Origin of the sequence: Pelagibacterium flavum (assembly GCF_025854335.1) — a bacterium.
Lineage (GTDB): Bacteria > Pseudomonadota > Alphaproteobacteria > Rhizobiales > Devosiaceae > Pelagibacterium > Pelagibacterium flavum.
On sequence record NZ_CP107716.1, the window covers coordinates 3,786,431 to 3,807,027 of the forward strand.

Annotated in this window: 20 protein-coding genes and 1 tRNA gene; 11 read left to right on the plus strand and 10 right to left on the minus strand. The window is 62.1% G+C overall.

Annotation, left to right across the window (positions count from 1 at the left end):
- Window positions 1-40: 40 nt before the first annotated feature.
- Complete coding sequence (locus OF122_RS18895; RefSeq protein WP_264225717.1) at window positions 41-1,621, minus strand: ABC transporter substrate-binding protein; 1,581 nt, start codon at window positions 1,619-1,621, stop codon at window positions 41-43.
- A gap of 159 nt (window positions 1,622-1,780) precedes the next feature.
- On the opposite strand from OF122_RS18895, the gene OF122_RS18900 reads away from it, so the two are divergent.
- Complete coding sequence (locus tag OF122_RS18900) at window positions 1,781-2,449, plus strand: GntR family transcriptional regulator (RefSeq protein ID WP_264225718.1); 669 nt, start codon at window positions 1,781-1,783, stop codon at window positions 2,447-2,449.
- On the opposite strand, the gene OF122_RS18905 is transcribed toward OF122_RS18900, so the two are convergent.
- Both OF122_RS18905 and OF122_RS18910 read right to left on the minus strand, forming a co-directional pair.
- Window positions 2,446-3,693: a cytochrome P450 gene (locus tag OF122_RS18905; protein ID WP_264225719.1), complete on the minus strand. Its 1,248-nt coding sequence runs from the start codon at window positions 3,691-3,693 to the stop codon at window positions 2,446-2,448. The genes OF122_RS18900 and OF122_RS18905 overlap by 4 nt on opposite strands.
- Window positions 3,694-3,836: 143 nt before the next feature.
- A complete protein-coding gene (locus OF122_RS18910; protein WP_264225720.1) occupies window positions 3,837-4,268 on the minus strand; it encodes a hypothetical protein in 432 nt (143 codons plus the stop codon).
- A 212-nt stretch (window positions 4,269-4,480) separates the two neighbouring features.
- Here OF122_RS18910 and istA point away from each other — a divergent pair, with 212 nt between their 5' ends.
- Together istA and istB are read left to right on the plus strand one after the other, a co-directional pair.
- Window positions 4,481-6,007 (plus strand): IS21 family transposase, encoded by a 1,527-nt coding sequence (istA, locus tag OF122_RS18915; protein WP_264224548.1) that lies wholly within the window; start codon window positions 4,481-4,483, stop codon window positions 6,005-6,007.
- Window positions 5,997-6,788, plus strand: coding sequence for an IS21-like element helper ATPase IstB (gene istB / locus OF122_RS18920; RefSeq protein ID WP_264224549.1), 792 nt, complete (start codon window positions 5,997-5,999; stop codon window positions 6,786-6,788). Before istA ends, istB begins: the two co-directional genes overlap by 11 nt.
- A 375-nt stretch (window positions 6,789-7,163) precedes the next feature.
- Here istB and OF122_RS18925 read toward each other — a convergent pair whose 3' ends face one another.
- Window positions 7,164-7,580: a DUF1761 domain-containing protein gene (locus tag OF122_RS18925; protein WP_264225721.1), complete on the minus strand. Its 417-nt coding sequence runs from the start codon at window positions 7,578-7,580 to the stop codon at window positions 7,164-7,166.
- A 58-nt stretch (window positions 7,581-7,638) separates the two neighbouring features.
- Entirely contained in the window at window positions 7,639-8,064 is a 426-nt protein-coding gene (locus OF122_RS18930; RefSeq protein WP_264225722.1) for a VOC family protein, read from the minus strand.
- 77 nt (window positions 8,065-8,141) lie between these two features.
- Here OF122_RS18930 and OF122_RS18935 point away from each other — a divergent pair, with 77 nt between their 5' ends.
- Window positions 8,142-8,840, plus strand: coding sequence for a helix-turn-helix transcriptional regulator (locus tag OF122_RS18935; protein ID WP_264225723.1), 699 nt, complete (start codon window positions 8,142-8,144; stop codon window positions 8,838-8,840).
- A 565-nt stretch (window positions 8,841-9,405) separates the two neighbouring features.
- Here the strand turns inward: OF122_RS18935 and OF122_RS18940 are convergent.
- Window positions 9,406-9,482, minus strand: a tRNA-Arg gene (locus tag OF122_RS18940).
- A 183-nt stretch (window positions 9,483-9,665) separates the two neighbouring features.
- Here OF122_RS18940 and OF122_RS18945 point away from each other — a divergent pair.
- The 3 genes from OF122_RS18945 (at window position 9,666) to OF122_RS18955 (ending at window position 13,312) form a co-directional block, all read left to right on the plus strand.
- Window positions 9,666-11,006, plus strand: a complete 1,341-nt coding sequence (locus OF122_RS18945; RefSeq protein WP_264225724.1) for a vanadium-dependent haloperoxidase — start codon at window positions 9,666-9,668, stop codon at window positions 11,004-11,006.
- Window positions 11,003-12,592 carry a CRTAC1 family protein gene (locus tag OF122_RS18950; RefSeq protein WP_264225725.1) on the plus strand — a complete coding sequence of 530 codons (1,590 nt, stop codon included), beginning with the start codon at window positions 11,003-11,005 and terminating at the stop codon, window positions 12,590-12,592. Before OF122_RS18945 ends, OF122_RS18950 begins: the two co-directional genes overlap by 4 nt.
- A 102-nt stretch (window positions 12,593-12,694) precedes the next feature.
- On the plus strand, window positions 12,695-13,312 hold the full coding sequence (locus OF122_RS18955) for a dihydrofolate reductase family protein (RefSeq protein WP_264225726.1): 618 nt from the start codon (window positions 12,695-12,697) through the stop codon (window positions 13,310-13,312).
- A gap of 39 nt (window positions 13,313-13,351) precedes the next feature.
- Here the strand turns inward: OF122_RS18955 and OF122_RS18960 are convergent, their stop codons facing one another.
- Together OF122_RS18960 and lepA are read right to left on the minus strand one after the other, a co-directional pair.
- Window positions 13,352-13,696, minus strand: a complete 345-nt coding sequence (locus OF122_RS18960) for a YciI family protein (RefSeq protein ID WP_264225727.1) — start codon at window positions 13,694-13,696, stop codon at window positions 13,352-13,354.
- 102 nt (window positions 13,697-13,798) lie between these two features.
- Window positions 13,799-15,613 (minus strand): translation elongation factor 4, encoded by a 1,815-nt coding sequence (gene lepA / locus OF122_RS18965; RefSeq protein ID WP_264225728.1) that lies wholly within the window; start codon window positions 15,611-15,613, stop codon window positions 13,799-13,801.
- A gap of 127 nt (window positions 15,614-15,740) precedes the next feature.
- Here lepA and OF122_RS18970 point away from each other — a divergent pair, with 127 nt between their 5' ends.
- The gene (locus tag OF122_RS18970; RefSeq protein WP_264225729.1) at window positions 15,741-16,517 is read left to right on the plus strand and encodes an extensin-like domain-containing protein; all 777 of its coding nucleotides are present in this window, start codon (window positions 15,741-15,743) and stop codon (window positions 16,515-16,517) included.
- Here the strand turns inward: OF122_RS18970 and OF122_RS18975 are convergent.
- The gene (locus OF122_RS18975; RefSeq protein ID WP_264225730.1) at window positions 16,511-16,708 is read right to left on the minus strand and encodes a hypothetical protein; all 198 of its coding nucleotides are present in this window, start codon (window positions 16,706-16,708) and stop codon (window positions 16,511-16,513) included. The two genes, OF122_RS18970 and OF122_RS18975, sit on opposite strands and share 7 nt — an antisense overlap.
- 93 nt (window positions 16,709-16,801) lie before the next feature.
- Between OF122_RS18975 and OF122_RS18980 the strand changes: the two genes are divergently transcribed.
- From OF122_RS18980 to OF122_RS18990, 3 genes are all read left to right on the plus strand, one after another.
- Window positions 16,802-17,725 (plus strand): LysR substrate-binding domain-containing protein, encoded by a 924-nt coding sequence (locus OF122_RS18980; RefSeq protein WP_264225731.1) that lies wholly within the window; start codon window positions 16,802-16,804, stop codon window positions 17,723-17,725.
- A gap of 39 nt (window positions 17,726-17,764) precedes the next feature.
- The gene (gene mbfA, locus OF122_RS18985; protein WP_264225732.1) at window positions 17,765-18,745 is read left to right on the plus strand and encodes an iron exporter MbfA; all 981 of its coding nucleotides are present in this window, start codon (window positions 17,765-17,767) and stop codon (window positions 18,743-18,745) included.
- Window positions 18,746-19,226: 481 nt separating this feature from the next.
- On the plus strand, window positions 19,227-20,084 hold the full coding sequence (locus OF122_RS18990) for a LysR family transcriptional regulator (RefSeq protein ID WP_264225733.1): 858 nt from the start codon (window positions 19,227-19,229) through the stop codon (window positions 20,082-20,084).
- On the opposite strand, the gene OF122_RS18995 is transcribed toward OF122_RS18990, so the two are convergent.
- On the minus strand, window positions 20,079-20,561 hold the full coding sequence (locus OF122_RS18995) for a DUF2306 domain-containing protein (RefSeq protein WP_264225734.1): 483 nt from the start codon (window positions 20,559-20,561) through the stop codon (window positions 20,079-20,081). The two genes, OF122_RS18990 and OF122_RS18995, sit on opposite strands and share 6 nt — an antisense overlap.
- Window positions 20,562-20,597: the final 36 nt, after the last annotated feature.

The window sequence follows — 20,597 nt, forward strand, 5'->3', positions numbered from 1 at the left end:
GCCCGACCTGCAAAGGGCCGGGCCGGGGCAAAGCAGGAGATTATTGAGCCCTGGTGGCGCGGTCGAAATTCCAGCCATAGGCACCCGAGATGTCCCATTCACCCACCTTGTCGCTGACCCCGTAGGGCTCGTTGGCAAGGGCGATGAACACACCGGCCGCTTCGTCGCGCAGATACTGCCCGATCTCGGTAAAGAGAGCCGAGCGGGTTTGCGCGTCCTCTTCGCTCGAGAACTGCTGGATCATCGCCTCGAGTTCGGGCGAGGTGAAGCTGGCGAACAGGCTGTCCTGCATGAAGCCTGCCTCGAGCCCGTTGGCTGCGCTGGCGAACGGAAAGCCGCGATGGGTCCAGACGTAATCACTGGCCTGCCCCTGGGTCCATGCGGTGCGGATCGAGGGCCAGTCGACCGGCTCGATGGTGGTGTTGACTCCGATGTCCTGCCAGTAGAGCGCCACGGCCTCGGCCATAAGCGGCAGTTCGGCGCCGGGTGCGGTGGTAAAGGTCTTGAGGGTGATGTCAAACCCGTCCGGATAGCCCGCTTCGGCCAGCAATTGGCGCGCCATATCGGGATCATAGGGATAGGGCTCGACCTCCGACCACGCCGGCACCGGCGTATCGCTCGCCGCAATCGTGGCTTCACCCTGGAACAGCTCATCGATGATGGTCTGCTTGTCCACCGCGTAGTTGAGGGCCTGACGCACTTCGCGGCTGGCCCAGGGCGTATCGGGGTTGTACCGCGCGGGGTCGGTCTGAATCAGACCGCCGAAGCGCACCACCGGCGACCACGTCGCCTGTGCCGAGACAATCCGCAACCCTGCATTTTCCACTGTGGGAATGGAATCAAATCCGATCGGGGCAATATCGGCCTCCCCGGTCTGCAACATTGCAACACGGGTCGATTCTTCGGGGACCACGCGGAAGGAGACCGTTTCGAATTCGGGGTTCACACGCCAGTGGTCGCCCACATCCTCGCGCAGTGTCATGAGGATTTCCGAGCCGGACGTGACGTTTTCGAGGACATAGGGCCCGGTTCCGATGGGACGGGCCTGGGCTTCATCGGCCCCCAACTCATCGAAATAGGCCTTCGAGACGATGCCCAGTTGCTGGCCGGAGCCGAAATAGCCCTTGGCAAGCTCGAAATCGGGGACGTTGAGATTGACAACGACGGTGCGCTCGTCCGGCGTCTGCACGGATGCGATGGCGCGGCGCATGGCCGAAGCGGGGCCGGCGCGCGAATCTTCCCCGATCAGGCGGGCGATCGAATAGGCGACGTCCTCGGACGTCAGTTCGCCGTAGCCACCCGCGAATTCGATCCCCTCGCGCAGATGGAAGGTCCATGTCCTGCCATCGGGGCTCATGTCCCAGGATTGGGCAAGGCCAGGAACTGCTTCACCGGTCTCGGGGTCGATATAGGTCAGGTATTCATAGGCAAGATCGAGATAGGTCTTGCGCTGGCCGCTGCCGCCCCAGGGCGTCATGGTTTCTTCCGAAAAGGTCGAAAGCGCGACGACCAGTTCGTCGGCCTGCGCCCAGGCCGGTGTGGCCGGAGCAACGATCAGTGTCGTTGCGCACAGCAGCGCGGCCAGTGTGGTCTTTCTGAAATTTCCGAGCATTCGTTCCATATCTTTCCTCCCTCAGCTATGGCCCGATTTTGGTAATGTTATAGTTCAGAACAAAGAAGTCAACAAAATTGTCGACTATATTGTGTCGCGGCATTTGACTTGCCGCGAGCGGCGGCTGTAAGTTCGCCTCCAATGTCAACCACCACCGGACCCGCCTTGATGGATGAGCCCACGGCCAGCGGCCCGTTACCGACCAGCGCCATCGCAGAACAGATCAAGGCGCGCATTCACAGCGGCGCCTATGCGCCCGGCCAGAGACTCATCGAAGTCGATCTGGCCGAGGAATATGCAGCCGGGCGCGGCCGCATCCGCGAGGTCTTCAAGACCCTGGTCGGCCAGGGCTATCTCGAATTCGTCGCCAATCGCGGCGTCTATGTCCGCCGTTTCACCCGCGCCGAAATCCTTGAAATGGGCAGGGTGCGGGAGGTCCTTGAGGGTCTTTCGGCGCGCCTTGCTGCCGAAACCGAACTCTCGCCCGACCAGCGGGCGGCCCTCCAAGCCCATCAGGCGCGCCTTGATGCCGCTGTCGCCGCTCATGACGTGGACACCTACAACAGGGAAAATTTCGCCTATCACGCCACGATCTGCACCATTGCCGGCAATCGACACATCGAGGAGTTTCTCCATCGCGTCCGCCTGCCTCTTTACCGGCTGCAGTTGCCGCGGAATTTTTCCTCCGATTCCATGGCCAATTCCAACCGGGACCACCAGGTGGTCACCGCCTCCATTCTTGCCGGAAATCCCGATGCGGCCGAGGCCGCCATGCGCGCGCATGTCCGTGCCGGCAACGCTCATGTCATGCGCCTTGCCGCCCACCATTTCAGCTAGCCCCGTTCACCGGCCGGCTCGCGCCGAAAGCGCACCGGCACCGACAGCGGACCGTATTCGGGCCATGTCGTCATGGGGGTCGGGCCAGCCAGTTCCCACCCCGATGTGCGCCTGACCAGTTCTTCGAGCGTGACCCTGAGCATCAGGCGCGCCAGGGGTGCGCCGGCGCATTGGTGCGGACCGAGCCCGAACGCGACATGCTGTTTGGCGTTCGTCCGGTCGAGCCGGAAACTGTCGGGATCCTCGAAAGCCTCCGGGTCGCGGTTGGCAGAGGTAAAGGCAAGCGCGATCGGCTCGTCCTTTGCAATCGTGCGGCCGCCGATTTCCACGTCGGCCTTTGCGGTGCGGGCAAAGCCGCGATAGGGCGTATAGAGCCGCAGCAACTCCTCGAGAGCCGCAGGCACAAGCGACGGATCGTTCTTGAGCAGCGCGAAGTGATCGGGGTTCCGGGCCAGATGGACCGCCATCGAGCCGGTGAATGTCGTTGGCGCGATAATGCCCACCACGAGCAATTGCCGTATCGTGCCCAGGATCATGTCCTCGGGCAGCGCCTTTCCATCCTCGTCCCGTGCCGCCAGCAGCGCGCTTGTGGGGTCGGACGCAGGATCGAGGGGCGCGGCCTTGCGCTCGGCGATGATGTCGCGGGCCACGTCATAGAGAAACAGGCTCGTTTCCTCGAGCTTGGCGGTATCTCTCACCTGCAGCGCCCGATTGAAATCGGCCCCGATATTGCGGATTTTTTCAGCCTGCCGGGGCGGAATATGAAAGAATTCGGCCAGGACGAAAATCGGTAGCCGGTAGGAAAAGTCCACGCAGATATCGGCCTCGCCACGCTCGACCAGCGGCGCGAGCAGATCGGAGACGATGGTGCGAACCACCGGCTCCCAGGCCGCCATCCGGTCGGAGCTGAACAGCGGTGAAATGGCTCTGCGATATGGGGTGTGCTCGGGCGGGTCGAGATGCAGGGGCGGCCGCCGCCCGGAGGTGGCGACCCGAGGGACGACATTCTGCTTTGCCGTCGAAAAGGTCTGAGAATCGGCAAGGACGCGGACGACGTCGGCATAGCGGGTCACGACCCAGAAGCCTTCGAAATCGGCGCTGTGGGCCACGGGGCAGCGGCCCCGCAGATCCTTGAACAGTGCATGGGCATCGTCAAACCCCTCGACCGTATCGGCCTGGAATTCATGAAGGGTGTTTTCCGGCGGAACGAAGCTTTTGGCTTGCGGGCGGGACGATGTCGACATCACTACCATACGCCGCGCGCCGGTGAGTCGCGCAGCCCTTCAGGGTTCAAACGAGCAGGATCGGAAAGGCGTTACCTCACCGCAATATTGTCGACAATAACGTCGACTATATTTTGGTCAAGCCCGTTTTTCGCCTCTGGAGGTTACCGCCAGTACCTGGCCAGCGTGGTGGGGGTGTGCATCGTGCCGTAGAGATAGTGCCAGAATCTCTTGCGCTCTGCGGGCGGCACCTGCTTCCAGACCGCGTCCACGGCGGCGTCGCCGCACCAATAGGCATAAACGAACGGCGCCCTGAGATCGTGATGGAGGAAAGCCAGCCGTCCCCTGACCGTCTCGGTGGTCTGGTAGCCCTGAGCGGCGATAATGGGCACGATCTCCTCGATGGTCTTTTTCTCCTCATGCATCATCCAGGCCGCGTTGCAGCGCAATGCGCTGCGCAGGCGCTGCAATGCGACGGCGACCTGATCGCCGGGTGTATCGAGCCAGTCGAGAAAGGCCATGCCGTTGTCGGCGATACCCTCAAACAGCGCGCTGGACGCCGAACTGGTAACCACCTGCGCGCCGTCGAGCGGCATGGTGCCGTCCGCGACGTAACGCTCGCGGAGCCCCAGATGGCCCGGAAATGCCTCGTGGGTGGCAAGGTGCTTGAGCGCGTAAACTGTATAAGGGAAATCTGTTGATTTCCGCTGAGAAGTGACCCGGTTCAGGGAGATTTTTCCACTGAGAAGTGACCCATGTTTGAACGCTATCCTGCTCGTTTTGGGCGGGAGATTTAGGAGTGTTGGACATGGCGTTTTTGAGCGTTATCCGGCGCTGGCATTTCCGGGACGGTTTATCGATCCGGGAGATTGCGCGGCGCACGGGCCTGTCCCGGAATACCATTCGCAAATACCTTCGGACCGATACGGTTGAGCCGAAGTTCCAGGTTCCAGATCGGCCAAGCAAGATCGATGCTTTTGCCGAGAAGCTGTCAGGCTGGCTGAAGGCCGAGAGCCGCAAGCCGCGCAAGCAGCGGCGCACCATCAAGCAGATCCATGCTGATCTGGTGAGCCTCGGTTTCGAAGGCTCTTATGGTCGTGTGGCGGCCTTTGCCCGTCGATGGAAAGAGGAACGCCAGCGCGAGCAGAATGTGAGCGGCAGGGGCGTTTTCGTTCCTCTTGTTTTTGAGCCTGGCGAAGCTTTCCAGTTTGACTGGAGCGAGGATTGGGCACTGATCGGGGGCGAGCGGATCAAGCTCCAGGTCGCCCATACCAAGCTCTGCTACAGCCGGGCCTTTATTGTGCGGGCCTATCTGCTCCAGACCCACGAGATGCTGTTTGATGCCCACAACCATGCCTTCCGAGTTCTGGGCGGCGTCCCGCGCCGGGGCATTTATGACAACATGAGGACGGCCGTGGACAAGGTTGGCCGTGGCAAGGCACGTCAGGTCAATGCCCGGTTCTCGGCCATGGCCAGCCACTTCCTGTTCGAGCCCGAGTTCTGCAATCCCGCTGCCGGTTGGGAAAAGGGTATGGTGGAAAAGAACGTGCTCGATATGCGGCACCGGCTTTTCCAGCCCTTGCCACGTGCAAACTCGCTCGATGAGTTGAACGTCTGGCTCGAGCAGCGCTGTGTGGCTCTATGGGAAGAGATTGCTCATGGCGCGGAACCGGGTTCGGTTGCCAATTCCTGGTGCATCGAGACGCCGTATCTGATGACCGTGCCGCGGGCCTTTGACGGGTTCATCGAACATACCAAACGGGTCTCGCCCACCTGCCTGGTTCACCTCGAGCGCGTTCGCTATAGCGTTCCGGCCTCGTTCGCCAACAGACCGGTCAGCGTCAGGGTCTATCCGGACCGCATTGTCGTTGTCGCTGAAGGCCAGGCGATCTGCGAGCACAAGAGGATTATCGAGCGGCATCATGGGCAGGGTCACACCGTTTATGACTGGCGCCATTATCTGGCGGTGATCCAGCGCAAGCCCGGTGCCCTGCGCAATGGTGCACCCTTTGCCGACATGCCCGATGGATTCCGGCAACTTCAGCGCCACCTTCTGGGCAAACCCGGTGGCGATCGTGAGATGGTCGAGATCCTGGCTCTGGTTCTCCATCACGACGAACAGGCGGTGCTGGCCGCGGTCGAGATGGCGCTGGAGGCCGGGGTGCCCACCAAGACCCATATCCTCAACCTGTTGCACAGGCTGATCGATGGCAAGCCGGGAACGGTGCCGCCAGTCAGGGCACCGCAGGCCCTTGTGCTGGGCAAGGAACCGCAGGCCAATGTCGAGCGCTACGATACCCTGCGCGCGGACAAGGAGGTGCGCCATGCGTCATGATCCGGCAAGCGCGGCCCTGATCATCATGCTCAAGAGCCTCAAGATGGCAGGCATGGCCCAGGCAATCAGCGAACTCACCGAACAGGGATCTCCGGCCTTTGAATCGGCCGTTCCGATCCTCTCACAATTGCTCAAGGCCGAGATGGCTGAAAGAGAGACGCGATCCATTGCCTATCAGCTCAAGGTGGCGCGCTTTCCAACCTACAAGGACTTGGCTGGCTTTGATTTTGCCAGTAGCGAGATCAATGAGGCCCTGGTGCGCCAGCTTCATGCCGGCGCCTTTATCGACAAGGCCGACAACGTGGTGTTGGTGGGCGGGCCGGGAACCGGCAAGACCCACATCGCCACGGCACTGGGCATTCAGGCCATCGAGCATCACCGCAAGCGGGTTCGCTTCTTTTCGACCGTCGAACTGGTCAATGCGCTGGAGCAGGAAAAGGCCCAGGGCAAGGCCGGGCAGATCGCCAACCGGCTCATCCATTCCGATCTGGTGATCCTTGATGAGCTCGGATATTTGCCCTTCAGCGCTTCAGGAGGAGCATTGCTCTTCCATCTGCTGAGCAAGCTCTATGAGCGCACCAGCGTCATCATCACCACCAATCTCAGCTTTGCCGAATGGGCCAGCGTATTCGGCGACGCCAAGATGACGACCGCGCTGCTCGACCGGCTGACCCATCACTGCCATATCCTCGAGACCGGAAACGACAGCTTCCGGTTCAAAAACAGCTCGGCCCAAACCGTCAAAACCAAAAAGGAGAAAACACCCGGCTTGACCACCTGACCAATCCCAAATCATATCCATGAGGCGGGTCAATTCTCGGTGAAAATACCGGGTCACTTCTCAGCAGAAATCAACACACGCTCCTCTCAGTGATTTTCGGCACGGTGCGCAATGTCTTTGAGCGCAGCATGCCCGCAGAGCTGCAGGCCGATATCCGAAGCCAGCTGGTTGCCATGTGCTTGTCTTACCTTGAGGGTGCTGGCGGTTGACCGCATGATGCTCCAACAAACGAGTTACGTATCCAATGACCGCTTCAGCTTGCCTCGGGACGAAAGCTTCCCGTCCGCAAGCCATCCCGAAATTGCCGGTCTGCCATCGACCCCAAAAGACGTCATTGAAGTATTGAGCCCATTTCTCCAGGAGCGGACGCATCTTTCAACGGATCAGGACAAGCAGCAGGCTGCTGACCACTCCGGCGACCAGGAAGTATGAACCCGAGACGGCCCCATACAGAAGCGGGCGCGGCATGTTGGGATTGATTCCGGTATTGACCGTGGTGGTAACAAGGAAGCCAATGCCCACGATCAGACCATAGGCCAGGCCATCGCCCAGATTGTCGATACCCAGGGCGCGCATCAGAACTGCATTGGCGATCGACGCTACGAGGCCACAGACAAATGGGCCGGCTATGAAGATCGGCGTCATCTTGAAGGGGGGCTGGCCTTCGCGGCCCAGTGCGTAGGTATAGGCCTTGCCGAAGAAGGCAGTGAACCAGAGAGCGCCGAGCACCGCCATGCCAACCGTCGAGGCGGCAACGCCCAGCCAGTTGATCTGGCCGATAACATTAAACATTCTGGATCTCCGGAAAATGACGCGGGCACATCGTCGTCCCCGCTCTTGCAATGGGGAATTAGGAAGCTTGGTAGGCCACGGCGATGTCGAGTACCCAGGTCACACCGAACTTGTCCTTCAGCATGCCATACAGCGGCGACCAGCCGGCGGGCGCCAGATCCTGAATCACGGTTGCACCGTCCTTGAGCTTGTCCCAATAGCCGGTCAACTCCTCGTTGCTGTCGCCCCGGACCGATACGAAGACGGGGATTTCGCCTGGCGCATAGGAAAGGCTAGAGGGAACGTCATAGGCCATGACGGCAAAGCCGGCCTCGGACACGACCTGACCCCACATGATCTGATCTGCCTCAGCGGGGTTCTGCACGGCATTGGCATCCTTATAGGTCACGATGACGGGGAAACCGCCGAAGACGGACTGATAGAATTCCAGCGCAGCACGGGCCTGACCGCGAAAATTGAGATGGGTCGTGGTCTTGATGGTCATTGTCGGTATTCCTGTTGGCTTGTTTGACGCCGATCGGTATACAGCGGCCCAACTGACAATTTCCGGCAGTTTGAAGCGTGGCTCGTCCAGATCGCCTGTTTCGACTTTTGCAGGCCATGCGTGTAATGGCACCACCGATCACGGCTGCTCGCCTTGCCGAGGAGACAGAGGTATCGCTACGCTCGCTCTATCGCGATATCGACAGCCTCCGTGCGGCCGGTGCTCGAATTGAAGGGGAGCGCGGTTACGGATATCGGTTGGTGGAGGACAACTCGTTGCCGCCGCAGGCCTTTGATCGCACCGAAATGGAGGCTATTGCGCTCGGTCTTGCCGAAGTTGGAAGCATGGGCGATCCTGCTTTGGCTAGGTCCGCCCGATCCGCCTTGGCAAAAGTCGTTGCAACTGTCCCCGACGATCGGGAACAGCAACTGATCCACGCTATCTCTCAAATCTACCGGCCCAACGCGCGTATGCACGTCGGCACCGAGATAGAGGTCTTGCGTGAGGCATGCTGGCAGGAGGAGGCACTGGAGATCGGATATACCGACAAGAGCGGCGAGGTTACGCAGCGCTCCATCCTGCCACTATGCTTCATGTATACGGATCGCAAGCTGATCATATTGGCGTGGTGCAACCTGCGCTGCGATTACCGCATGTTCGACATCACTCGGATTGTCCAGCCCAACGCCACCGGCCGCAGCTTCCGACCCCGGCGCGTCGCGATGTTGCGTGAATACCTAGCGAAATTGAAAGCTGGGCAAACACAAAATGAGTGATCCCAACGGGGCTCGTTTTGTGACCGCTTGATGCCGCTGACGACCAAAACCGGACTGTCTGGAAACCACCCCGTTACTGTCGTCGTCTTAGATAAGCCGACTTAGATAAGCCGACCGGCAGCTTCCGGATCGCTTGAGCAGCGGCTAAATGAAGGGAAAGGGGGGCATTGCTGCCGTTCATGCCAACACTCACTGGCATGCCGTGGCGACTTAAAGGTGGCGGATTGAAAGTGGACACGCTCTCCCCCACGAGAAAATTTCGGCGGGTCCACCGGTCAATCCGCAGCCCTGTCCGCTAATCCAAAATCATTTCGGCAGCGCCAGCTTAATGGGGCACTTCATCAACGAGACCGCACGCCCGGATCGATTCGGTCCTGTGCGCCTGGATCTTACTTTGAAGCCTCGCGGCCGCAGTTGGACCGCGTATCGCTGAACCGCTGCGCCGGTCATACGAAAGCGATCGCTAAACTACGGGTTCCAGTGGTAGCAATATGGTTGCAACGCTCGGCCGCAAACTTGAGGCTGAGAGGGCGGCCGCTTAACCGCTTGTTTTTGTAGGGGTTTTTGGCGCACCCGACACGATTCGAACGTGTGACCTCTGCCTTCGGAGGGCAGCGCTCTATCCAGCTGAGCTACGGGTGCCCGGGGCGGAGAACGCCCAAACGGTTCGGCGCGAACCTACTGTAAGCGCGCGCGGCGCGCAACAGGGTTTTGATCGGGTTTTGGGCGAGCCGGTTCGCGCAAAGTTCGGCGCGCGCAGGTCTTGCGGGGCAAGGGTCAGCGTGCATAGATGCGGCCAAACGCATTGGGTTGGGAGGCTCGGTTTTGGGGAAGAATTGGCACATCAATGCCGTCTCGCGGCTGGCAGCAGGCGCTCTGGTGTTCGTCGCCGTCATGGCGGCTCCGGGGCAGGCCATGGCACAGCGGCTCGACGCGCAGGACGTGGTGGTGGGCTGGAACAGGCTGATCCTTGAATTGGTGCGGCATACGCCGACCTATTCGCCGCCCGTCGCCAGTCGCGCATTCGCCTATCTGGGGGTCACCGCCTATGAGACGGTGGCGAGCGGGGACGATAGCTTCGCCACCCTCGCCGGCCAGCTCAATGCGCTCGAACCCCTGCCCAGGCGCGAGCCGGGTGCCGCCTATGACGAAGCCATTCTCCTGCACGCGGCGATGAGTTTCGGCGCCAACACGTTTTTCGGCAATACCGGGCCCACCGGCCAGCGCGCCATGGACACCATGGACAGCCGTACCGCGGCGATGCTGGCCGAGGGTATCGATCCGGAAATCGTTGCGCGCAGCACCGCGCTGGGCACCGCGATCGGCGAGCACATTCTGGCCTGGTCGCTTGATGATGGCGGAGCGGTCATCGAAAATCTGGGTTTCCCCTATGATTTCGAAACCGTTGAAGACCCCTCGCTTTGGGTGCCGACAAACCGCGTGGCCGTGCAACAGGCACCCCTGCTCCCCGGCTGGGGGAACAACCGGCCCTTTGCCATGCCAGAGGGCAACAGCTGCGCGCTGCCCCCGCCGCCCGCTTACAGCGAAGCGCCGGGTTCGCCATTTTACGAGGAGGCCATGGAGGTCTACGACGCTGTGGTCAACCTGACCGCCGAGCAGGAAGCCATCGCCCGGTTCTGGTCGGATGATCCCATGCTCTCGCCCACCCCGCCGGGTCACTGGATATTCCTCACCCTCGATGCGCTTGAAAAAAAGGATGCGGACCTTGCCGAAACCGTTGACGTTCTGGCCCGGCTCGGCGTGGTGCTTGCCGATTCCTTCATCGGGTGCTGGGACGCAAAGTATCAGTACAATCTGGCGCGCCCGGTAACCTATCTCAACAGGCTCGTCGATCCGGGCTGGCAGCCCATTCTCATCACCCCGCCTTTCCCCGAATATCCCTCGGGCCACTCCACCCAATCGGGCGCGGCGGCCAGCATGCTGGAAGACCATTTTGGCGAAAACTTCGCGTTTTCCGACCGCACGCATGCTGATGACGGGCTGGCTGTGCGTCATTTTGCCAGTTTCTGGGAAGCGGCCGAGGAAGCGGCGGTGTCGCGGCTTTATGGCGGCATTCACTTCCGCTCGGCCATCGAACTGGGGCTCGAACAGGGCCGGTGTATCGCCGGGTTCACCAACGCACTCGTCACACGGAGCCCGTCATGATGCGCCTGATGGTTGGATTGAGCCTTCTTGCCGCGCCTGCCATGGGTCAGGAGCCGGCCATTCCCCGCTTTGCCGACGTCACGGCCAGCGCGGGGATCGACAGCGTCTTTTGGGGCGAGTGGGAATATATGGTGGGCGGGGGCGTCGCCGTCTTTGATTGCGACGGAAACCGTAAGCCCGACATGGTGCTGGCCGGTGGCACGGCGCCGGCGAAATTTTACCGCAACACCGGCGAGGTCGGTGGCGCGCTCAGTTTTGCCCAGGAGGCGAGCGGGCTGGAGATGGAGGCCGTTACCGGCGCCTATCCCCTCGATATCGACAGCGACGGCATCATGGATGTCGTCCTGCTGCGGGTGGGCGAAAACCAGGTGATGCGCGGGCTGGGCGATTGCCGGTTCGAAAGCGCCAACACCGATTGGGGGTTTGATGGTGGGGACGGCTGGTCCACCGCCTTTGCCGCCACCTGGGAGGCCGGGCAAAGCTGGCCGACAATCGCCATCGGCAATTATGTCGATCGATATGAAACGATGATGCCCTGGGGATCGTGCACCGACAACTGGCTGCACCGTCCGGATTTCACTGACGATCGTTTCGGCGGGCCGATCCCGCTGACACCGAGCTATTGCGCGCTTTCGATGCTGTTTACCGACTGGAACCGGTCGGGCACGCCATCGCTGCGCGTTTCCAATGACAGGGAGTATTACAAGGGCGGGCAGGAACAGCTCTGGCGCATCCAGGCCGGTTTGGCGCCGGAACTTTACGGCCCCGAGGATGGCTGGCAGCGGCTGCGCATCTGGGGCATGGGCATTGCCGGACACGATCTGAATGCGGACGGCTATCCGGAATATTTCCTCACCTCGATGGCCGACAACAAGCTTCAGGTGCTGTCCGAGATTCCGGAGGCCGGAGCGCCGCTTCCGGTCTATTCCGACCTTGCCTATGCGCGCGGGGTCACCGCGCATCGCCCCTATACGGGCGGGGAGATCAAGCCCTCGACCGCCTGGCACGCCCAGTTCGAGGACGTCAACAATGACGGGCTGGCCGATCTGTTCGTGGCCAAGGGCAACGTGTGGGAGATGCCCGATTTCGCGCTGCTCGACCCCAACAATCTGCTGCTCCAGCGCTCCGATGGCACGTTCCTTGAAGCGGGCGAGGAGGCAGGGGTTGCCAGTCTTCTGACCGCACGCGGGGCGGTGCTGGCCGATTTCAATCTTGACGGGCAGCTCGATCTGCTCGTCGTCAACCGGCACGACAAGGCTCAGCTCTGGCAAAATGTCAGCGACACTTCCGGCAACTGGCTGGCTGTCGCCCCGCACCAGTCCGGGGCCAATCGCGATGCCATCGGCGGCTGGATCGAGGTGCGGACGGGCGATCTCGTCCAGCGCCGCGAGATCACATCGGGCGGCGGGCATGTGAGCGGGATCGCGGGCTTTTCCCATTTCGGGCTGGGCGATGCGCAAAGCGCCGACATCCGCATGCTCTGGCCTGACGGCACCGAAGGCGAATGGCAGGCTGCACAAGCGGGAGGCTTTTACAATCTCGAGCGCGATGCGCCATTGGCGCGCTGGCACCCGGACGCGAACTGAAAATACCATAAGCCAAAATGTCGGCTGGCTAAGAGATGGCTCGTCCTTGGGGCAGGACGCGGGGATTTGCCCCCCGCGCAGTGCGCTCAAAGGAGAGATGAAATGAGAAAGCTCAGTGTTGCCGCATTTGTCAGTCTTGACGGGGTCATGCAGGGCCCTGGCGGCCCCAAGGAAGATACCGATAACGGCTTTACGCTCGGCGGATGGACGGTGCCCTATTTCGACGAAGCCGTCGGCAAGGCCATGGACGCCATTTTTTCCGATCCCTACGATCTGTTGCTGGGCCGCCGGACCTACGAGATCTTTGCCAATCACTGGCCAAAGCTCGAGGGACAGGACGAACTGGCCGACCAGTTCGGCGCCATCAACAAATATGTTGCCACCCGCAACCCCGGCTACACAACGGACTGGCAAAACAGCCATGTTCTCAAGGGCGATGCCGTTGCGGCGGTGCGCCAGCTCAAGACGCAAGAGGGGCGAAACCTTCTCACGCAAGGTTCGGCACAGTTTCTCCAGGCGCTGTTGGCCGCCGATGTGGTCGATGAAATCCACACCCTCACCTTCCCGGTGCTGCTGGGAAAGGGCAAGCGGCTGTTTGGTGGCGATGTGGCGCCCAGCGCGCTGACGCTGATCAGTTCGGTCACCTCGCCCAGCGGGGTCAGCATCAACCGCTACGCGGTTGCGGGCGCGGTCCAGACGGGTAGCTTTGCGCTGGAATAGGCCACCAGGGGCGCCGATCGTTTCGGCGCCCCCATGCCGTCAGCCCATCGACATGATCTCGAGCAGTTCCACTTCGCCCTCCCACTGGGGCCAGTGGGTCTGGTGCAGTTCGAGAAATTTGCGCACCCAGGCAATAGCCTCGGCCTCGCTGTCGAGTTCATAGATGGCAAATCCGGCGACCACTTCCTTGGTCTCGGTGAAGGGGCCGTCCACCTTGAGCTTTCCCTTCCTGATCGCGCCCAGCCCCATTCTGGCCATGCCGCCATTATCGATGAGCCTGGGCCCGGCCTCCTGGGCCAATTGTCCGATCGCCATCATCAGTTCGGCGGGAGGCTGGCCGATTTCGGCCGCGTTGGTGGTGGTCACCATGGTGAGATATTTCATCTGTCCGATCTCCGGTTTGTGCCGACCCGTCATGCGGGCCGACCAAAGGACGACTGGAGCTTAAGCCACCCGACATTTTTTAATTCAGGCAGAAAATCTGGATCAATCGTCCATCTTGAGCGCCTTGATGAAGGCTTCCTGGGGGATTTCGACCTTACCGAACTGGCGCATCTTCTTTTTCCCCTCCTTTTGCTTTTCGAGCAGCTTGCGCTTGCGCGTCGCGTCGCCGCCATAGCATTTGGCGGTCACGTCCTTGCGCATGGCGCGCACCGTCTCGCGAGCGATGATGCGCCCGCCGATGGCGGCCTGGATGGGAATGACGAACAGGTGCGGGGGGATCAAATCCTTGAGTTTTTCGCACATCTGGCGGCCGCGATGCTCGGCCTGGGAGCGGTGTACCAGCATCGAGAGCGCGTCGACCGGCTCGGCATTGACCAGAATACTCATCTTGACCAGATCGCCGGCGCGGTAATCGTCGAGCTGGTAATCGAAACTGGCATAGCCCTTGGAGATCGATTTCAGCCGGTCGTAGAAATCGAACACCACTTCGTTCAATGGCAGATCGTATTCCACCATGGCGCGCTGGCCGACATAGGAGAGGTTGGTCTGGATGCCGCGCCGGTCCTGGCAGAGTTTCAAAATCGCGCCCAGATAGTCGTCGGGCGTCAAGATCGTCGCCTTGATCCAGGGTTCGCGGATTTCCTCGATCTTGACCGGATCGGGCAGGTCGGCGGGGTTGTGCAGCATCACTTCGCTGCCGTCGGTCAGCCGGATTTCATAGACGACCGAAGGCGCGGTGGTGATGAGATCGAGATTGAACTCGCGGCTCAGCCGCTCCTGAATGATCTCGAGATGCAGCAGCCCCAAGAACCCGCAGCGGAACCCGAAGCCAAGCGCGGCCGAGGTTTCCATCTCAAAGGAAAAGCTCGCATCGTTGAGCCGCAGCTTGCCCATGGCGGCGCGCAGATCGTCGAAATCGGAGGCATCGACCGGGAACAGTCCGCAGAACACCACCGGCTGGGCCGGCCGGAAGCCCGGCAGCGGTTCGGCCGTGGGTTTTCTGTCATCGGTGATGGTGTCGCCGACATTGGTGTCGGCCACTTCCTTGATCGAGGCGGTGAAAAACCCGATCTCGCCCGGCCCCAGCTCGCCCACTTCGACAAGCTTAGGGGTAAAAACGCCCACCCTGTCGAGTTCATAGGCGGCGCCCGCCTGCATCATGCGGATCTTCTGGCCCTTCTTGATGCGCCCGTCGATCACCCGGATCAGCACCACGACGCCGAGATACAGATCGTACCAGCTGTCGACCAGCATCGCCTTGAGTGGCGCGTCCTCGTTGCCCTTGGGCGCGGGCAGGCGCTCGACGATCGCGGCGAGGACCTTTTCGATGCCCAGGCCCGACTTGGCCGAAATTTCCACCGCCTCGGAGGCATCGATGCCAATCACGTCCTCGATCTGCTGCTTGACGCGCTCGGGCTCGGCAGCGGGCAGATCGATCTTGTTCAATACCGGCACGATCTCGTGGTTCACCTCGATGGCGTGATAGACATTGGCCAGTGTCTGGGCCTCGACGCCCTGGGCGGCATCGACCACAAGGAGCGAGCCTTCGCAGGCGGCCAGCGAGCGGTTGACCTCATAGGCGAAATCGACATGGCCCGGCGTATCGATCAGGTTGAGCACATAGTGCTCGCCATCGGTGTGCTCATATTCGAGCCGCACGGTCTGGGCCTTGATGGTGATGCCGCGCTCGCGCTCGATATCCATGGAATCGAGCACCTGCTCTTTCATCTCGCGCAGATCGAGCCCGCCGGTGAGTTGGATCAGGCGGTCGGCAAGCGTCGATTTCCCGTGGTCGATATGGGCCACGATGGAAAAATTGCGGATGCGGGAAAGCGGGGTCTTCTGCGGTGTTTTCATGGGGCCGCTGATAGCAGTAAACCCGGCGTTTCGGGAAGATGGTTTGTGCGCGGTTAACGCGAGTTTTGGCAACATGTCGCGCCTTTGCGCGTTGGAGATGCACCTCAAGCGCCTCCCGGAGCCAAAAATGAGATGTCTCGCCATAGTTTTAGCCCTGGTCCTGCTCACCGCCATGCCGGTTGCGGGCCAGGAACCGCAAGCCGAACCCCCGCTGCCGCAGCCGCGTCCTGAAGGGCTTGGCAGCGAGAATGGCGAGTCCGAAGCGCCCGCACCCCAAGCGGAAGAAGAGCCCGAGGCTGTCCCGAACGATGAACCCGAACCAGAGACGGGCGAACCTGGCCGCATCTATCAGGCCGCCTGTCCGGCCCTGCTCACCGGATCGGTCGTCGGGGAAATGGTGCCGCCTCAGTCGGAAGGCAGTTGCGGTCTGCAAAGTCCGATCGCTGTCTCGGCCGTTCTCGTGAATGGCCGGAAAATCCCGCTTTCGGGCAGCCCGGTCACCAATTGCACGATGGCCACGGCGCTCGCCGATTGGGCCGGCGAGGTCGATGCCTATGCCGGCGCGGTGCTCGACACCGAAATCGAAAGCCTTGCCACCGGGCCGGGCTATACGTGCCGTCTGCGCAATGGCGCGGACACCGGGTTCGTCTCCGAGCATGGGTTGGGCAACGCCATCGACATTGCCGCCGTCAATCTTGCCGATGGCAGCACCATCTCGGTGCTTGAGGACTGGCGCGCCCTGCCCGCGCAGCCGGAAGCCAAATTCCTGAGCTTTGCCCATTCAGCGGCGTGCGGGCGGTTCACCACCGTTTTGGGCCCCGAGGCCAATTCCGAGCACGAAGACCATTTCCATTTCGATCTGGGCTGTCACGGTCAAAGCTGCACGGCCCGGATCTGTCAATGACCCGTTGGGCAACGCGACCCTGTACCGGGGCTCTTCTCGGGGGCGCGGCAGGGCTCCTCATGCCGTGGGTGATAGGCGGGCAGGTCGGCCAGTGTGTGCAAATCGAGGGCGTCCAGGGTTTGCACGTCGCGTTGCAGCGTCCCGGATGGGGTCTCGGCTTCGGTCAGAAACGCAATGAGTGATTTTAGCATTTGTCGTGGCCTTTGCGGATCAGGACTACAGTATCGCCTATCAAACGCCGCACTCCCATGGACATCTTCTGGTCCTGGGTTTAGAAAAACTATATGAGCGATGCCCCTGCCATCCCGTTCAATGCCCTCCATGCCCTCGCCCTTGTGGCGCGGCACGGCGCGCTCGGTCCGGCTGCCGAGGCGCTCGGGGTGACGCCGGGCGCTGTCAGCCAGCACATCCGCCGGGCCGAGGAGCGGTGTGGGCTGGCCCTGTTCGAGCGCACTCCGAAAGGGCTGGTGCCCACCCGTGCGCTCTTGGGTGTTCTGGGCGATCTCGACACCGGCTTTGCCGCGCTGGCCCGCGCGCAGGCGAGCCTGATGACGCCCTCGCAAAACCGCAACCTATTGACGGTCACCGTCGGCAATGTCTTTGCCTCGCGCTGGCTGATCTGGCGGCTGGCCGATCTGGGCGCCGTACATCCCGAAATCGAACTGAAGCTTTTGACCACCGGCGCGCTTGTCGATCTTGGCCGGCCGGACGTCGATTGCGCCATCCGGTTCGGCGCCGGTGACTGGCCGGGTGTTAGCGCCGAACCCATCGGCACCCATGCGGTGTTTCCCATCTGCGCGCCCGCGCTGGCCGAGCGGCTCAAGACGCCAGCCGATCTGGCCCATGTTCCCGTCATCATGGATCAGGCGTCCATGCTCTCCTGGCCCGACTGGCTGGCCGCCGCCGGCCAACCCGATCTGAAGCTTTCAGGGCCGGCGATCTCCGATCCCGCCCTGGCGTTCGATGCGGCCATTGCCGGGCAGGGCGTCTTGCTGGCGCTTGGCATCATGGCCGAATACGGGCTGGAGCGCGGGCAGGTCGTCGCCCCGTTCCCCACGATCACGCATTCAAAGTTCGGCTACTGGTTTGCGACCGCCAGGGGCCGGGAGTTGCCGGCCCGCACGCGCAAATTCCGCTCCTGGCTGGTCGGCCAGATGAGCGCTTGCGAAACCAGGACGCAAAAGGTGGTTGCCAGACGCGCCGAGTAGTTTAGAATAGTTCTAAACTATGTGATCGAGTGTCCTTCCATGCTGACAGCCTTCCGCCCCGCCCGCCGCGATTTTTCCTCCCTGTCCGAAAGGGAAATCCTGGCCCTCGCCATCTCGTCCGAAGAAGAGGACGGGCGCATTTACGCTGCCTATGCCGAACGGTTGCGTGAGGATTATCCGGCCAGCGCCGCAATTTTCGATGGCATGGCCGCCGAGGAAGACAATCACCGGCGCCTGTTGATCGACCGTTACGCGGCGCGGTTCGGCCCCTCCATCGTGCCGATCCGGCGCGAGCATGTGCGTGGCTTTTATACCCGCAAGCCCGTGTGGCTGATGGCCGAGCTCGATCTGGACACGGTGCGCAACCAGGCCCGCGAAATGGAGCAGGATGCGGCGCGGTTTTATGCCGAAGCCATAAAGCAGACCAGGGATGCCGACACCCGTAAATTGCTGGGCGATCTCGAGCGTGCCGAGCGCGGGCACGAGCACAAGGCCGAGAGCCTTGAGGACGCCCATCTCGACACCGAAAGCCGCGACAGCGAAAAAACCACCGCGCATCGCAATTTCGTTCTGACCTACATCCAGCCCGGACTTGCCGGACTGATGGACGGCTCGGTTTCCACCCTCGCGCCGATCTTTGCCGCCGCCTTTGCGACGGGCGACACCTGGTCGACATTCCTGATCGGTCTTGCCGCATCGGTGGGGGCGGGCATTTCGATGGGCTTTACCGAAGCGGCCAGCGACGATGGGCGCCTGACCGGACGCGGCTCACCGATCAAACGCGGCTTTGCCTCGGGCATCATGACCGCCGTGGGCGGGCTGGGCCACGCCCTGCCCTACCTGATCCCCCATTTCTGGACCGCCACCACAATCGCCATGGCGGTCGTGGTCGTCGAGCTTTGGACCATCGCCTGGATCCAGAAGCGGTTCATGGACACCCCCTTCTGGCGCGCCGTCCTGCAGGTGGTCCTGGGCGGCTCCCTGGTCTTTGCCGCCGGCATCATCATCGGCAATGCATAGATGAAACGCGCCCTTCCCAGGTGAGAGAGCGCGGCTGGGCGTCCGGGCCGCAAGTGTTGATATCTGTCGTTTCGGCAAGATGAACCCTCTCCCTCGGGGGGAGAGGGTGGCCGGCAGGCTGGTGAGGGGGCCTCGAGCGGTAGCACATCCCGCCTCACCCTGCGCCACTCTCCCCGGTCATCCCGGGCGAAGACTCCGACAGCGATGGTGAGTGGACCGCGCAACACCGTTATTCTCAACCTCGACCCACGCACCACCGTCATCCCGGGCGAAGACCCGGGACCCAGTAGCCGGCAGCGCCTGAGGCTCAATCACCTCCCTCTCCTCGCTTCCCCGGGCCCGACCCGGGGCCCATGCGCGCCGCCGCACCCTGCAGTGGTTCGGCAAGACCGCTGGATCCTTGCTCACGTCCGGGCCGGCGATAATGAGGGATGCCACCATTGCCCATCCTCCCATCTCGTTTCATAATTGAAACATGGATGTGTCCTGGGATGATCTTCGGCTGTTTCTCGACGTGGCGCGGCTCGGCGGGCTGTCGGCGGCGCGTGCTACGACGGGGCTGAGCGCGGCCACACTGGGGCGGCGCGTCACGGCGCTCGAACGCCAGATTGGCGAAACGCTTTTCATACGCGCCCAGACCGGGTTCACCCTCACCGGTGCCGGCGAAGCGCTGCTCAAGCGCGCCGAGGACGTCGAAGCCGCGATGCGCGCCGTCACCCATTGGCGGGACGGGGCCATCGGCGCACGGGTGGTGCGGGTGTCGGCGGGCGGCTGGACCACCGATTTTCTGTCCCGGCATATCGAAGAGCTCTGGTCGCCCGATGACGGGTTCCGCGTCGAATTCGTCACCGCCTATGACAAGGTCGATATCGGGCGCCGCGCCGCCGATATCGGCATCCGCAATTCAGCGCCGACCGAACCCAATCTGGCGGGCCGCAAGATGACCCCGGTCGCCTATGCACTCTATTGCGCGCCGCGTCTGGTGGCTGGAGTGCGCGATGGATTGTTCGTCGGGGTCACCGGCCCGGCCGCCGCAACGGCCTCGGCGCGCTGGCTGCAGGCCCATCATGGCGACCGCATTGTGGTCAGCGGCAACGACACCCATTCGGTGCGCGAACTGGTTGCGGCAGGCACGGGGCTCACCGTCCTGCCGTGCTTTATCGGCGACGCCGATCCGCGCCTGTCGCGCATCAGGGGTCCCATTGCCGACCTTGCCGCGCACCAATGGCTGGTCCTCCATCACGAGGAGCGCCACAGCCCGCCGGTCAGGACGCTCGCCGACCGTATCGTTCGCCTGATGGTGGCGCATGCAAAACTCTTTGCCGGCGATATTTCATAGGGCGGCGCGCCGCCTCTGATAATAAAGCGCCACCAGAAGGGCCGCGATGACCAGCGCAGCAAGCAACGCCGTCGCGCCGCCATCGGCAAACACCACCTGATGCATGATGCGGCCGGGCAGGAAGGTGAACAGACCCGCGCCGATCAACCCGCCGCCATAGACCGAGATCATCGTTGTGCGGTGCGTCTTGACATCGCCGGCCCGAATGGCCTGCCAGCCGCCCCACAATCCAAAGAGCGTGAACAGCGAAAGAATGTGGATCGGGCTATAGGGTCCGAGCAGACGGATTTCCGAAATCAGGAACGATGAGAGCGAGACACCGAGCATCAAGCCGATCCAGATCCGGCCCAGCGCCTTGTGCAGGGGCGTGCCCTTGCGCCAGAACAGCATCGCGGTTCCGATGACCAGCGCGAGCACCGCGCAGGCGACGTGAAGCTGAATGGGGAGTGGGGCATGGGTGAGGGCTGTTGCATCCATTGGACGGCGCCGGCATGTAGTTTGGGCGTGAGGCGG